Origin of the sequence: Ornithinimicrobium sp. (assembly GCF_030537745.1) — a bacterium.
Lineage (GTDB): Bacteria > Actinomycetota > Actinomycetes > Actinomycetales > Dermatophilaceae > Ornithinicoccus.
On sequence record NZ_JAUNVI010000062.1, the window covers coordinates 1 to 14,254 of the forward strand.

The window sequence follows — 14,254 nt, forward strand, 5'->3', positions numbered from 1 at the left end:
TGAGTTCCTAAGGGAAGTCAAGCAACTCTGGCCGGCTTAGGCTGAGTGCTGGCAGGCCGGGGTGTTGGAGCGCTCAGCGACTCCTGTGACCCCCGGTCTGCCTTGTGGTTCGTGGCCCGGTAGTAGCGCTTCTTCGACGGCTTTGCGGGCACCTGGTACTTCTCCGTGACGATGCGTTTGCCCTCGGCCTGGGTCAGGGGCGTGCCGTCGACGTCGCGGATCTGGTACGGCTGCCCGGTCCGCCAACAGGTCGCGATGCGGGTCAGCAAGATGGTGGCCAGGTGGCACACCGCGGAGTCGTGGTGCCGGCTGTCGGCGGCCATCAGCCGGGCGTACTTCGCGGCCAGCTGCGGATCGAGCTTGCGGGCCTGCTCGGCGGCCATCCACACCGCCTCGCGCAGCAGCGGGTCACCGGCCTTGGTCAGTCCGCCGCTGCGTTCGGCGGTGCCGGACTGGCTCACCTTCGGCACGAGCCCGGAATAGGAGCGGACCGCGGCCAGGGAGGTGAACCGGTGCGGGTCGCCTAGGCGGCCGGCGATGATGCCGGCCAGCACCGGCCCGACGCCGGGGGCCGAGCGGACGAGGCCGGCCGGGTCGGCCTCGGCGTACAGGTTGGCGATCCGCTCGTCCAGGTCAACCATCTGCTCGGTCAGCGCGATGGCCTGCTCGGCCTCGACGGCGATGTCGGCGGCCAGCTCGGCGAAGTTCAGGCCGTCGCCGTCCCACAGCCGCAGCGACTCCTGGGCGGCGGCGATCAGCTCGGCGGCCTTCCCTTCGCGCCAGTGGCCACGGGAGTAGCGGCGCAGGAACCGCGCCAACCGTGCCTGCCCGAGGCGGATGACGGCGGTGGGGTCGGCGTAGCGGGCCAGGAACGCCAAGGTGGCCTTGCCGTAGTCGGTGCCCAGCGCGTCGTACCAGCCTGGCCCCAGCAGCTCGAGCTGAGCGTCCAGCCGGTTGAACACCGCCGTCCGGCGCTTGGCGATCGAGGACCGTTGCTTGACCACGCGGCGCAGCGGGTCGGCCGGCCCGTCGCCCACGTGCTCGCGCAGCCCTTCGGGGTGCAGCAACGGCAGCCGGGCCAGCAGCACCGAGTCGAGCCGGTCGTGCTTGGTGTGCTTGGAGAAGTACTCCCGCAGGTCCGCCGACTGGGTCGTGGGCACCATCACCACCTTCACGCCGCGGCGGCGGAACCACGCCGCGACCGGAATCCAGGCATTGCGGGTGGGTTCCATCACCACCATCAACTCAGCCGGGTCACAGTCCAGGTCGGCCCACAGCCGCTCCAGGTCGGCGGTGCGGGAGAAGAACTTGCGTCCGCGCCACATCAGCATGCCGTCCGGGCCAGCCAGCGACGCCACGTGCGCCGCCCGGCAGGCCAGGTCGATTCCCAACGTCATCCCCACGTCCAGCTCCTCACTCTCGGTACCGCGCTTCGGTGATCTCGAGGAGGAGTCGGCTGAGCCCAGACATTCTGCAAGCAGGAGTCCCCAAGACGTGTGGGGCTCCAAGTTCCCGAATAGGGACACCGCTCACCATCGAGACCCTGCGGGAGCCTCTCAGTACAAAGGGATCACCATGTGTCCCAGCCGCTAGATCAGACCCCCGCAGGGATGCCAACCAACCTAAATGCCGCGTGGAGGACGGCTACGCTCGTCCGACTTTGCCGCCCTGAGGACGGCTACGCTCGTCCGGATCTCCCTCGGCCTGGGGAATGCCAGGATGGCGTGGTGACCCTGAGGCCGTCGTCTGACCTTGCCGCCGCGGAGTGGTTGACCGAGCATCCTCAACCCTGGCCGAGGCTTCCGCTTTTCGGCCCGCCAGTCTTCGGTGCGTACGCGCGGCTTCGTTTTCTGCCCGACCCAGTTGAACCTGACCAGGCCGAAGCTGATGGCGTGGTCGAGCAAGGTGAGCCTGTTCATGAGATCCATCTCTTGCGAGGGCTGGCCGAAGTCTTACAGCACTACACCACCACGCCTGATGATGCCTACCACTGCCCTTGGGAAGGAGTAGGCGATCTTCGTGGAGACACGCTCCGACTCCTCGTCGACCGCACATCTGGGGAAGAGCGGGAGATGCCCAGAAGTCGTCCAGCTTTCCCTGTGGAGGTGCTTGACGGAGCGATGGTCAGACATGAGCATCGCAACTACTACCTCTTCCAAGGGCCGGTAGCGGACTTGGGCGGCTGGGGCGCGGCCGACATGGCGCCCGGCATCCCAAGGCAGGACCTTGCTCCTGCCTTCGTGTGGCCGGCCGACCGTGCTTGGTGCATGGCGGCCGACGTCGATCCGCACTGGGCAGGCATCGGCGCGTCCGAAGACGTCGTGGCCGAACTGTTGAGCATCCCGGACCTCGACATAGTCGAGGCAGACCCATCACAGCAGCAGCCCTTCTACACCTGAGGGCACACGCACTCACATGCCGCGAGGCCCTCGAAGTGTTGTGCTGACCCTAGGGGTTAGGCACGCTCGCGCCGCGCGCCCCTGATGCCATTCCGAACCGCCAGACGTACGACGAAGTAGAGGATCGCGCCTGGGATGATCCACCAGATCAGGAGGACCACTTCGAGCCCCGTGACGTGCATGCATGGACCAGAGAGTGGCTGCGTGGCTCGACGTCCCGAAAACGCCGCCAGGGGGCTATCCGTAGTGGTACCGGCAGGCGGCGATCCGGACCTCATCGCCTACGACCTTGTAGAGGAGTCGGTGCTCTTCGGTGATGCGGCGCGACCAGTAGCCGGCGAAGTCGTGCTTGAGCGCCTCAGGCTTGCCGATCCCCTCGTTGCCGTTCCGCTGGATGTCCTTGAGCAGCAGGTTGATGCGCTTGAGGACCTTGCGGTCCTGCGACTGCCACCAGAGGTAGTCCTCCCACGCGTTCTCGTCCCAGACGAGCAGCACCCGCTCAGTCCGTCTCGAGCAGCTTGCGCGGCTGCCCCCGACCTGCCTCGAGGCGCTCCATGGCGTCCAGCAGCCGTCGGGCGTTGGCGGGTGAGCGCATGAGGTAGGCAGTCTCGCGCAACGATTCGTAGTCCGCCAGGGAGACGATGACGACCGGCTCGTGACCTGCGCGGGTGATCACGACCTCCTCGCGGTCGTCCGTCACGCTGTCCAGGACCTCTGCGTAGCGGGCTCGCGACTCGGTGTAGCTCATCGTCTTCATGTCAACCTCCTGTACAGGTAACTGTACGCTCACGGGCAGAACGCGTCAACGCCGGCTCTGGCTCCTACCGTCGTCGCGCCTTCTGGCCCTGCCGGTCGCATACATGAGCCGCAGCCATGGGGGGTTGGGCGTCCACCTCGACGACACTCAGGCGCCTGAACTCATCCGACACGTATCCGACACGCAGAGGAAGACTGTTGCGGCCTGCCCCAGCGTTTCCGCTGGTCAGGCCGTGAACGGTGATGGTGGACGTGAAGGGACTCGAACCCATGACCTCTCGCGTGTGAAGCGAACGCTCTAACCAACTGAGCTACACGTCCAGGCGCGCACATGCGCGACGCCGCACTTTATCGCGCCCCCGGGACGTTCGTGAAATCGCCGGTCAGGGGTCGAGCTGCTCGGCCACACGTCCGCACCAAGCGCTCAAGAGCAATGGCCATCACCGCAGCAGAGACCCACAGCTTCGCCATGCCGGCGATAGGTCGTCACGTGCCACTTCGGTGTCGTCCGCGAGGCAACTAGGCTGGTGACGTGGCGACCGCTCTCTATTTAGCATCAGCTGAGTCCCAGTCCGGCAAGTCGGCGCTCGCCGTCGGGCTCTTGGCCGAGCTCAGCGCGCGGGGAGGACGGGTCGGGGTCTTCCGGCCCATCGTCCTAGACCGCGAGCACGACCTGCTCATCGAGCTCCTCCACCCGCTCTCAACCTCTCCGGTCGGGCCCGAGGCGGCGATCGGGGTGACCTACGACGAGGTGCACCACGGCCGGGACGCCGCGATCAGCGAGGCGCTCGAGCGCTACCACTCGTTCGCGGCGAATCATGACACGGTGTTGGTCGTGGGGTCGGACTTCACCGGGGTGCCGGCCCCGACCGAGTTCTCCGTCAATGCGGCCATCGCCGCGCACCTGGGCGCCCCGATCATCCTCATCGTCCCCTGCGTTGGCCGGTCTGCGGAGGAGAGCGCTACGGCGGCCCAACTGACCGTTGAGGAGGCCCGCAGCCAGCACGCCGAGGTCGGTGCCGTCATCGCCAACCGCGCGTCCGAAGACCTGGTGGAGTCTCTCCAGAACGAGATCACTGCACGCGTTGCCGCGGAGGCGCAGACAGCTGGCGATCCGACCGTCCCCCACGTCTTCGTCGTCCCCTCCGATCCCCTGCTGAGCGCGCCGACCGTCCGCGATCTCATGGAGGCGGCCCACGGTCGTCTGTTGCTCGGTGACGAAGCGCTGCTCGACCGCGAAGTGATGAGCATGCTGGTGGCAGGTATGACGATGCCGCACGTCCTGGACCGTCTCACCGAAGGGTGTGTGCTGATCTGTCCCGGGGACCGCGAGGAGGTCCTGCTCTCGGCCATCATGGCGCACCGCTCCTCGACCTTCCCGTCCCTGGCTGGGTTGGTGCTCAACGGCGGCTTCCTGCCCACGCCACAGATCGGTCGGCTGATCGATGGCATCGGGGTGGAGCTGCCGATCATCACCTGCGAGGGCGGCACGATGAGCACCGCGATGGCGATGTATGAGGTGAAGGGCCGCATCGGAGCCCATTCCGCGCGCAAGATCGAGCGTGCCCGGGCACTGGTCCACACCCATGTCGACGTCGACCTGCTCCTGCCCACCGAGGCCGAACGCGCCGCCGGGACCCCGGCCAGCACCGCAGTGACTCCCCTGATGTTCGAGCACCGGCTCACGGCCAGGGCGCGCGCCAGCGAGTCGCACATCGTGCTGCCCGAAGGCCTGGAGCCGCGGATCCTCCGCGCCGCCGACACCCTCCTCGCGCGCAGGGTGGCACGCCTGACGTTGCTAGGACCGGAGAAGGAGGTCCGGGACCGGGCCGCGTCCCTGGGGTTGCAGCTGGACGGGGCCCAGGTCATCGACCCCCAGACGAGTCCGCTGCGGGAGGACTTTGCGCTGGAGTACTCCCGCCTCCGCGCCCACAAGGGCATCACCCCCCAGTTGGCCTGGGACCTGGTCACCGACCCGGCCTACTTCGGGACGCTGATGGTGCACCGCGGGCAGGCCGACGGCATGGTGTCCGGCTCGATCAACTCGACGGCGCACACGGTCCGTCCGGCGCTGGAGATCATCCGCACCGCACCCGGTACGTCCGTGGTCTCCAGCGTCTTCTTCATGTGCCTGGCCGACCGCGTGCTCGTCTACGGCGACTGCGCGATCAACCCCGACCCCACCGCTGAGGAGCTGGCCGACATCGCGATCTCCTCTGCGCGCACCGCCGCGCAGTTCGGCGTCCAGCCGCGAGTGGCGATGCTGAGCTATTCGACGGGCGCGTCCGGCTCTGGGGCCGACGTCGACAAGGTCCGTGCGGCCACCGCGTTGGTGCGCGAGCGCCAGCCTGACCTCCTCGTCGAGGGCCCGATCCAGTATGACGCCGCCGTCGACCCCTCGGTGGCCGCCACCAAGCTCAAGGGATCGCCCGTCGCCGGCCGGGCCACCGTGCTGATCTTCCCGGACCTCAATACCGGCAACAACACCTACAAGGCCGTGCAGCGCAGCGCCGCGGCGGTCGCCATCGGCCCGGTCCTGCAGGGCCTGAACGCACCCGTTAACGACCTCTCTCGAGGAGCCACCGTGCGCGACATCATCAACACGGTGGCGATCACCGCCATCCAGGCCCAAGGCTGACACCATGACGACCACCCCGCCCAGCGTGCCGCCAGCACGCCCTGAGCAGCCCCGACGCGTCTTAGTCATCAATGCTGGATCATCGTCGCTGAAGTATCAGCTCCTCGATCCTGCGACCGGCCACGCGGACGCCACCGGCCTGATCGAGCGGATCGGACTGCCCACGGGCGCCGCACGCCATACCGTCGACGGCCAGCGGCGCGCGCGTGTGCTGACGGTGCCAGACCACGTCGCGGCCATGCAGCTCCTGCGGGAGGCGTTCGACGAGCACGGCCCTGATCTGGGCGGGGTCGAGCTGATCGCGATCGGGCACCGCGTCGTCCATGGGGGCGCCTCCTTCAGCGCCTCGACCCTCATCACCGAGTCGGTCCTGGAGACGGTCCGTCGGCTGGTCCCCCTCGCGCCCCTGCACAACCCTGGAAACCTGCAGGGCATCACCGTTGCGCAGCAGGCCTTCCCCGAGGTGCCCCAGGTTGCGGTCTTCGACACCGCCTTCCACCACGCGATGCCCGCGGAGGCGGCGACCTATGCCGTGCCCCGGCAGTGGCGGGAAGAGCACCACGTGCGCCGCTACGGCTTCCACGGCACCAGCCACGCCTACGTCTCGCGCCGTGTCGCCGCCCTGCTCGAACGCCCGCTCGAGGACGTCAAGTCGATCGTCCTGCACCTGGGCAACGGCGCGAGCGCCTCAGCTATCGACGGGGGTCGCTCGGTGGACACCTCAATGGGGCTGAGCCCTCTGGAGGGACTGGTCATGGGCACCCGGCCCGGTGACCTCGACCCCGGACTCGGCGGTCACCTGACGCGCGTCGCAGGCCTCAGCCTGGACGACTACGAGCGGGCCCTGTCCAAGGAGTCTGGCCTGCTGGCCCTCGCCGGGTCCGCAGACTTTCGTGACGTGAGCCTGCGTCGCGACGCTGGCGACCCGGACGCAGAGCTCGCCTTCGACGTGGTCGTCCACCGCCTGCTGAAATATGTCGGCGCGTATGCGGCCGTGCTGGGTGGCCTGGACGCGATCGCCTTCACCGCCGGGATCGGGGAGAACAGTCCGCAGCTGCGTGCAGCCGTCGTCGATCGACTCTCCGGCTTCGGGATCCAGCTCGACCCAGCCGCCAATGCGGCCGTCGACGGCGAGACCCGGATCAGCACCGAGGCCAGCTCGGTAGCGGTGCTGGTGATCCCCACCAATGAGGAGTGGGAGATCGCCCGCGAGGCCGCCGCGGTGATCGCCGGGACGAAGCCGGCTAGCTGACGCGGCCAGCAGCTCTGCTGGGCAACGCCACGAGAAATGCCGGTGCCCGCAGTCCCTCCTGGTCGAACGCGCGCGCGACCTGCTGGGCGACCGACTCGGTGTCGTCGCGGCGAACCAGCGCGATCGCCGAGCCGCCGAAGCCGCCACCGGTCATCCGCGCACCCGACGCGCCCGCACCGAGGGCCGCCGCGACCGCCACGTCGAGCTCACGCGCTGAGACTTCGTAGTCGTCGCGCAGGGAAACGTGGGAAGCAGTCATGAGCGTGCCGACCCTGTCGACATTCTGCTCTGCGAGCGCGGCGACCAGATCCAGCACGCGCTCGTTCTCAGTGACGACGTGCCGCACCCGCCGCAACGCCACCGGATCGCTCGACAGCGCCTGGACCAGCGCGGGGTCCTCGAGCCGGGCTGGGGTGATCTCCCGCAAGGAGACGACACCCAGCGCCTCGCTGGCCCACTCACAGGTGGTCCGCCGCGCGGCATACTGCCCGTCGGCCAGCGAGTGCTGCGCGCGCGTGTCGATCACCAGGACCTCATAGGCGGGCAACGTCCAGGCGACCGGCACCGCCGTCGCGTCGCGACAGTCGAGCAGGAGGAGGTGCTCCTCGACCGCCCGCATCGAGACCGTCTGGTCCATGCCGCCGGTCGCGGCGCCGGCAAACTCGTTCTCGGCGCGCACGCACGCCGCCGCGACCTGCGCGTCTGAGAGTGCGCCGAGGCCGGGCACCAGGTCGCGAGCCGCCACCCCGATCGAGCAGGACAGCGCGGCCGAGGAGGAGAGGCCGGCCCCCAGCGGCACCCGTCCGTCCACGACGATATCCATCCCCAGGCTCGCCGACCCGACCTGCTCTGCCAGGACCGCGAGCACGCCGGCCACATAGGGGGTCCACCCGCTCGGATGCCCAAGCGAGATCTGGTCGATCGCACCTTCCCAACCGGTCGATTTCTGCTTCGACCGGATCCGCAGGATGCCGTCGCCGCGCCTGGCAACCGCGGCATAGGTGCGGTGCGGCAACGCGAGCGGCAGGCAGAATCCGTCGTTGTAGTCGGTGTGCTCCCCGATCAGGTTGACCCGGCCGGGCGCGGCCCACACCCCCTCAGGGGACGCGCTGAACTCACGGTGAAAGTGGCGGGCCAGGTCGTCAGCCACCTCTGCATCGTCGGCAGGATCCAACCAGGTCAGGCTCATCGTCAGGTCCCCTCGAGATGGATGAGGTGGGAGTGCTCGGGCAGAAGTAGCAGCATAGGCAGTCCGACCTCCTCGAGCACCCTGCCGGTCAGCACGATCCCCTCACGTGCCCAGGGCACGACGCCTTTTCCCTGCACGGCCAGCTCTTGCCCCGGGGTCGGGACGGTCGCGCGGTAGCGCCGGTCGGGGGCGAGCCCCGGCAACCGGATCCGGCCGGGTCCGGTGGTGTGCGCTCGGGCGAGGGCAACGACGGAGTAGAGCGCCTCGCCCCGATCAGTGGCCACCACCCCGTGCACCCGGACAGCCTCGTCGTGGTGATCTGCGTTGACGACCGTCCCGGTATGGAGCAGCTCTCGATGCGCCTTGTGGAAGGCCACCCAAGCGGTCAGCTCGGCGAGCTCCCCACCGCTAGCGCGGGTGAGGTCCCACTCGATCCCCAGGTGTCCCCAGATGGCGGTCTCACCCCGGAAGGCGAGGTCGTGCCGCCGACCCGTCGTATGCGCCGGTGAGGACCCGATGTGGGTGCCGACCCAGGCCGGGGGCAGCAGCGCAAAGGTCCACCGCTGGATCTGTTGGCGTTCGAGGGGGTCGATGCAGTCGGAGGCCCAGACCCGCACGCACCGGTCCATCACGCCCAGGTCAACCCGCCCGCCTCCGCCGGCGCAGGACTCGATCTCCAGCCCGGGGTGAGCGGCGATCAGCTCATCCATCAGGCGGTAGGCCGCCAGCGTGTGCGCATGCACCCCGGCCTCACCCCCCGGGGTGTGCCCAGCGTCGTTGAGGTAGCGGTTGTGGTCCCACTTCAGGTAGGCGATTTCATGCTGGGCCAGCAGGTCGAGCAGTTGGCCACGGACGTAGGCGTAGGCACCGGCGTGGCCCAGGTCGAGCACCTGCTGTTGTCGGGAGTCAAGTCCACGACGACCCCCGGCGCTGAAGAGCCACTCCGGGTGCGCCCGGGCCAGGTCGGAGTCGAGACTGACCATCTCCGGCTCCACCCACAAGCCGAACTCCATCCCGAGCCCGTGGACGTGCCGGATCAAGGGCGCGAGCCCATCGGGCCAGACGTCGGGCGAGACGGTCCAATCCCCCAGGCTCGTGGTGTCGTCGCGACGGCCGCCGAACCAGCCGTCGTCGAGCACGAAGCGCTCCACCCCGATGCCGGCACCGACGTCGGCCAGGGCGGTCAACCGTTGGAGCGACTGGTCGAAGTAGACCGCCTCCCAGGTATTCAGCGTCACCGGCCTTGGGCGACGCGGCGCGTGCGGTCGTGATCGCAGCCAGGCATGGAAGCGCCCGGTGACCTCGTCCAACCCGGTGCCGTGTGCGGCATACAGCCACGGCGTCGTGTAGGACTCCTCCGCCGCGAGCCGGACCTCACCGTGCTCCAGCGCCTCTCCGGACCCGAGCAGGCGGGCGCCGTTGTGGAGACGCTCGGCATACGTCTGCTGGTTGCCGCTCCAGCCGAGGTGCAGCGCCCAGACCTGGCCGGACCGGCTGCCGAAGCCCGGCTCGCCCGCGCACAGCAGGTGGACGGCGTCCAGCCCCGTGCGTCCCGTGCGCACCTCGCGCGAGTGCACCCCGGCGCCGAATGGTTGACGTTGGGGTATCCGCTCATAGGTGTGGCGGCCGGTGAAGTCCAGCAGCTCAACGGCGCGTTCCGGGACGGGCAGGGTATGGCGGACTGCGCCGACCTCGTAGGGCTCGCCGCCGGTGCTCGTCAGGGTGGAGCGCAGGCGAAGGAGCCCGCCCGGATGCAACTCCAGCTCGAGGGCGAGGGTGAGGTCCGCCCTGGGGTCGGTCGCGTGCGCGACCACCCGCTGCGTGCCCTCGGCCATCGTGGTGACCTGAGGGTCGGTCTCCGTGCGGAAGGCCGGTGACCAGTCACGCCCGGCACGCGAGCCTTCGACGCCGGGGCGACCGATCCAGGCTCGGGCGTGCTCAGGCAGGATGCTGACCTGGTCGGCGACGTCGAAGGGACTGTCCACGAACGCCGCCCGGCCTGCGGTGGCGAGCGCGTCCAGGTCGGTCTCGGACAGGTCGCCCAGGTCGGCGCCCCAGTGGCGGACCACGGGAAGGCGCCGCTGCGAGCACTCAAGGATGACGCAGACCCCCGCTGCCCGCAGGTGCAGCAGGCTCATGTCGCTGCCCTCCCGACGTGCCGCATCGGCTGCCACAGGAGCAACAGGAAGACCGAGCACACCGCGAACGCACACCAGAAGACGGCGAGGATGCCCCACTGCTGCCCGACCCAGCCTCCGAGCAGCACGCCGATACTCATCCCGCCCAGGCTGCCGAGGAAGTAGACGCTGGTGACACGGCCTAGCAGTTCGTCAGGCACTGCACGCTGGCGCACGGTGGTGGAGGTCGTGCTCCAGATCACCGCGTGCACGCCGAAGAGGAACAGGATCGTGCCCGCGACCCAGGGCGAGCGGGTCAGAGCCAGGGCAGCGTGCGAGCAGGTCTCCAGGATGAGCCCGGCCCTCAGCAGCGTCGTGTAGGAGAAGCGCCGCTCCAGCCGCCCGAAGAAGACCGATCCCAGGAGCCCACCGATGGCAGCCACGCCCATCAGAATGCCAAAGCCCACATCCCCCAGCCCGAGGATCTCCTGCGCGTAGAGGACATAGATCCCGAAACTGGCGCCGTAGGTGATGTTGAAGAGCGTGATCGTCCACGCGAGGGTGCGCATCGGCGGGTCGCGCCACAGCCACGCCATGCCCTCGCGGGTCGCGGACCACAGGCTCGGCGCGGGCGCGACCTGGGCCGAGGGGCTGGACACTGCCGCATGCCGACGCAGCCTCATCAGGAGCAAGACCCCCAGAGCGCACAGGATCGCATTGGCTCCGAAGGCGACCCACGAGGCAATCGCGAAGAGAGCGGCGCCCACCGGTGGTCCGGCGAGCTGGTTGGTCACCATGACGGTGCCCATCAGCCGGGAGTTGGCTTGACCCAGACGCGCTCGAGGCACGATCTGGACCAGCAGCGTCGAACCGGCGTTGTCCGCGAATGTTTCGGCCGTGCCAAGCAGGAAGAAGGTCACATAGATCGTGACCAGGCCCACGTCCTGGACAGCCAGCATGATCGCAAAGATCCCCACGACGACTACCCGCAGCGCGTCGGCGAGCATGACCAGCCGGACTCGGTCGACCCGGTCGACCACGGCCCCGGCGAGCACCCCGAAGACCAACCACGGCAATCGCTGGGCGAATACCGCGAAAGACACCGCGAGCGGGTCGCGCGTCACCCCGGCCACCAGAAGCGGCCCGGCGGTTAGCAACAACCCGTCGCCGAGGTTCGTGACCGTCATCGAGCCAAACAGCCACCGGAACGACGGCCCGAGCGCGGGCGGGAAGACGCGGCGGAGCACCATCCCGGCCGCGTGATCAGAGTCCGGGACGGCTAGACCTCACCCTCGAAGAGCCCGAGCTCGTTGCCGTCAGCGTCACGGAAGATCGCCCACCAGCTGTTCTCCGAGATCGGCGACCGGCCCATGACCACCTCGCCGCCGAGCTCGGTCACCTTGGCGAGAGTGTCGTCGATGGAGTCGACCTCGACATACGCTCGCGGCTGGGTGAACGTCTCCTCGCGAGGCGCCAGTCCCCCACCGCTCACCTGGTTGGGAGCCTGCCACATGGGGTAGCCCTCAAAACCGGGGATCTCGTTGATCTGCCAGCCGAAGAGCGAGCCGTAGAAGCTGGTCGCGCTCGACATGTCGCGGACCGGAATGTCGACGTGGGTGATGTCTCCGTGAGCCATGCGGAGAGTCTGGCACGAGCAGGTCCATCGGTGGGCAAAATGACTATCCCGGCACCTGGGGTTGCCCGCTCCCCTGCCCGGGCAGTCAGACGACGATCCGCAGGGGCTCCTCGAGGACGCGAACCACGTCCCTCAGGAAGTTTGCGCCGGTCGCGCCATCGATGACGCGATGGTCAACGGTGAGAGTCAGGCGCATGGTCGTCGTGACCGTGACCTCCCCGTCCTTGACGACGGGGGTCTCCACGGACGCGCCGACCGCGAGGATCGCCGCCTCGGGCGGGTTGATCACAGCGGTGAACTCGCTGATCCCGAACATACCGAGGTTGCTGATCGTGAAGGTGCCGCCCGAGAACTCGTCGGGGGTCAGCCGACCAGCCCGCGCGCGATCACCGAGCTCGCGCGCCTCGGCCCCGATCTCGCGGGCTGTCTTGCGGTCGGCGTCGCGGATGACCGGGACCATCAGACCGTCGTCGATGGCCACCGCGATCCCGATGTTGACGTGACCCCTGCGCACGATGTGATCGCCGCCCCAGGAGGCGTTGATCTCTGGATGCGCCCGCAAGACCACGGCGCAGGCTCGGACGAGCAGGTCGGTGACGGTGACCTTCACGCCGTCACCGGCCAGTTGCTCGTTGACCTCCGCTCGGAAGCGCATCAGTGGTTCGACGTCGACGACCACGGTGAGGTAGAAGTGCGGCGCGGCTGCGCTTTCGGTGAGGCGAGCGGCAGTGATCCGCCGGATCGAGGTGAGCGGCAGTTTCTCGTCGTCCTCGCTCGCCGGCACGAAGCTGACGGTAGGTGCCGTCTGTGCAGAGGGTGCGCCCTGAGGCGCCTGGGTTGGTTCGGCCTGCTGGCTGGGCGGAGCCGGCGACTCCGGCTGGGCCGGGGCGTTGGTGCGCTCGAGGTCTTCAAGGTCGGCCCGGATAATCCGCCCGCTCGGGCCGGTGCCGTGGACCGTGGTCAGGTCGATCCCGCGCTCGCGGGCGAGGGAGCGCACCAGCGGCGTCGCCCTCACCCGGGCGTCTGGGTGAGGGGACTTGGGCGGGGAGTCCGAGGCGGCGGCGACTGACTCCTCAGTCGGCGCAGCGGCGGCCCCGCCAGAGTCACCCGGTTCCCCGATGACCGCGACTGGCTCGCCGATGGACACGGTGGTGCCTTCGGCGACGAGGATCTTGGTGAGGATCCCGTCGTCGTAAGCCTCGAGGTCCATCGTCGACTTGTCGGTCTCGATCTCGGCGAGGATGTCACCCCGGCTGACCTCGTCGCCCTCCTTCTTGAGCCAGTGCGAGAGGACCCCCTCGGTCATGGTGTCGGAGAGGCGGGGCATGAGGACGTCAGGCATGGCGCGCTTCCTAGCGGGAGAACCGGGTGGAGTCGAGAACCTCGTTGATGACCTTGGTCAGGTCCTTGGCGTCGGGGAGTGCAGCATTCTCCAGCGGCTTGGCATACGGCAACGGGATCTCTGCCGCGGCCACCCGCCGCACCGGGGCGTCGAGATAGTCGAAGGCACCCTCCTGGATCGTCGCCGCGATCTCGGCCCCGATGCCGTAGGTGAGCCAGTCATCCTCGAGCACGACGGCACGCGTGGTCTTGCGCACCGACGCGCAGACGGTCTCCCGGTCAAGGGGCCGCAGGCTGCACAGATCGATGACCTCGATCGAGACGCCCCGCTCCTCGAACTGGCGGGCCACCTCGAGCGCGACGAGGGTGGCGCGAGAGTAGCTGACGACGGTCAGGTCGGTGCCCGGCTTGGCCACGGCGGCCTTACCGATCTCGCCGACCTGCTCACCGTCTGGGACCTCGCCCTTGGTGTTGTAGAGCGCGAGGTTTTCCAGGAACAGGACCGGGTCGTCGTCACGGATCGAGGCGGTGAGCAGCGCCTTGGCATCCGCGGGATTGGACGGTGCGACGACCTTGAGCCCGGGGATGTGGGCATACCAGACCTCGAGGTTCTGCGAGTGGGTGGCGGCCAACTGCTGGCCGCCCCCGCCTGGAGTGCGGATCACCATGGGCACTGACACCTGGCCGCCGAACATCGCGTAGATCTTGGCCGCATGGTTGACGATCTGGTCGATCGCGAGCAACGTGAAGTTGATCGTCATGACCTCGACCACCGGGCGCATGCCGAGCATGGCCATGCCGACCCCGGCGCCGATGAACCCCTCCTCAGCGATCGGGGTGTCCCGCACCCGCGTCTCCCCGAACTCTGCAAGCAGGCCGGCGGTGATCTTGTAGGAGCCCTCGAAGACCCCGATCTCCTCACCGAG

The 14,254-nt window shown here is 68.7% G+C and carries 12 protein-coding genes and 1 tRNA gene; 3 read left to right on the top strand and 10 right to left on the bottom strand.

Going from position 1 to position 14,254, the window contains the following annotated elements:
- Positions 1-17 precede the first annotated feature (17 nt).
- Positions 18-1,397: an IS110 family transposase gene (locus Q4P07_RS11725; protein ID WP_303375108.1), complete on the bottom strand. Its 1,380-nt coding sequence runs from the start codon at positions 1,395-1,397 to the stop codon at positions 18-20.
- A 330-nt stretch (positions 1,398-1,727) separates the two neighbouring features.
- Between Q4P07_RS11725 and Q4P07_RS11730 the strand changes: the two genes are divergently transcribed.
- A complete protein-coding gene (locus tag Q4P07_RS11730; protein ID WP_303375097.1) occupies positions 1,728-2,399 on the top strand; it encodes a hypothetical protein in 672 nt (223 codons plus the stop codon).
- A gap of 237 nt (positions 2,400-2,636) precedes the next feature.
- On the opposite strand, the gene Q4P07_RS11735 is transcribed toward Q4P07_RS11730, so the two are convergent.
- The 3 genes from Q4P07_RS11735 to Q4P07_RS11745 form a co-directional block, all read right to left on the bottom strand.
- Positions 2,637-2,894, bottom strand: a complete 258-nt coding sequence (locus Q4P07_RS11735) for a Txe/YoeB family addiction module toxin (RefSeq protein WP_303375098.1) — start codon at positions 2,892-2,894, stop codon at positions 2,637-2,639.
- A gap of 4 nt (positions 2,895-2,898) precedes the next feature.
- Positions 2,899-3,156 carry a type II toxin-antitoxin system Phd/YefM family antitoxin gene (locus Q4P07_RS11740; RefSeq protein WP_303375099.1) on the bottom strand — a complete coding sequence of 86 codons (258 nt, stop codon included), beginning with the start codon at positions 3,154-3,156 and terminating at the stop codon, positions 2,899-2,901.
- Positions 3,157-3,399: 243 nt separating this feature from the next.
- Positions 3,400-3,476, bottom strand: a tRNA-Val gene (locus Q4P07_RS11745).
- A gap of 211 nt (positions 3,477-3,687) precedes the next feature.
- Here Q4P07_RS11745 and pta point away from each other — a divergent pair.
- Complete coding sequence (gene pta, locus Q4P07_RS11750) at positions 3,688-5,793, top strand: phosphate acetyltransferase (RefSeq protein ID WP_303375100.1); 2,106 nt, start codon at positions 3,688-3,690, stop codon at positions 5,791-5,793.
- Positions 5,794-5,797: 4 nt separating this feature from the next.
- Positions 5,798-7,045, top strand: coding sequence for an acetate/propionate family kinase (locus tag Q4P07_RS11755; protein WP_303375101.1), 1,248 nt, complete (start codon positions 5,798-5,800; stop codon positions 7,043-7,045).
- On the opposite strand, the gene galK is transcribed toward Q4P07_RS11755, so the two are convergent.
- The 6 genes from galK to Q4P07_RS11785 form a co-directional block, all read right to left on the bottom strand.
- Positions 7,038-8,234 (bottom strand): galactokinase, encoded by a 1,197-nt coding sequence (galK, locus tag Q4P07_RS11760; RefSeq protein ID WP_303375102.1) that lies wholly within the window; start codon positions 8,232-8,234, stop codon positions 7,038-7,040. The genes Q4P07_RS11755 and galK overlap by 8 nt on opposite strands.
- Before the next feature lie 2 nt (positions 8,235-8,236).
- Positions 8,237-10,372 (bottom strand): alpha-galactosidase, encoded by a 2,136-nt coding sequence (locus Q4P07_RS11765; protein WP_303375103.1) that lies wholly within the window; start codon positions 10,370-10,372, stop codon positions 8,237-8,239.
- The gene (locus tag Q4P07_RS11770) at positions 10,369-11,601 is read right to left on the bottom strand and encodes an MFS transporter (protein ID WP_303375104.1); all 1,233 of its coding nucleotides are present in this window, start codon (positions 11,599-11,601) and stop codon (positions 10,369-10,371) included. The genes Q4P07_RS11765 and Q4P07_RS11770 overlap by 4 nt, the downstream gene beginning before the upstream one ends.
- A 29-nt stretch (positions 11,602-11,630) precedes the next feature.
- A complete protein-coding gene (locus Q4P07_RS11775; RefSeq protein ID WP_303375105.1) occupies positions 11,631-11,987 on the bottom strand; it encodes a VOC family protein in 357 nt (118 codons plus the stop codon).
- An 85-nt stretch (positions 11,988-12,072) separates the two neighbouring features.
- Complete coding sequence (locus Q4P07_RS11780) at positions 12,073-13,329, bottom strand: dihydrolipoamide acetyltransferase family protein (protein WP_303375106.1); 1,257 nt, start codon at positions 13,327-13,329, stop codon at positions 12,073-12,075.
- 10 nt (positions 13,330-13,339) lie between these two features.
- Positions 13,340-14,254: alpha-ketoacid dehydrogenase subunit beta (locus Q4P07_RS11785; RefSeq protein ID WP_303375107.1), on the bottom strand; the 915-nt coding region annotated here is incomplete at its 5' end.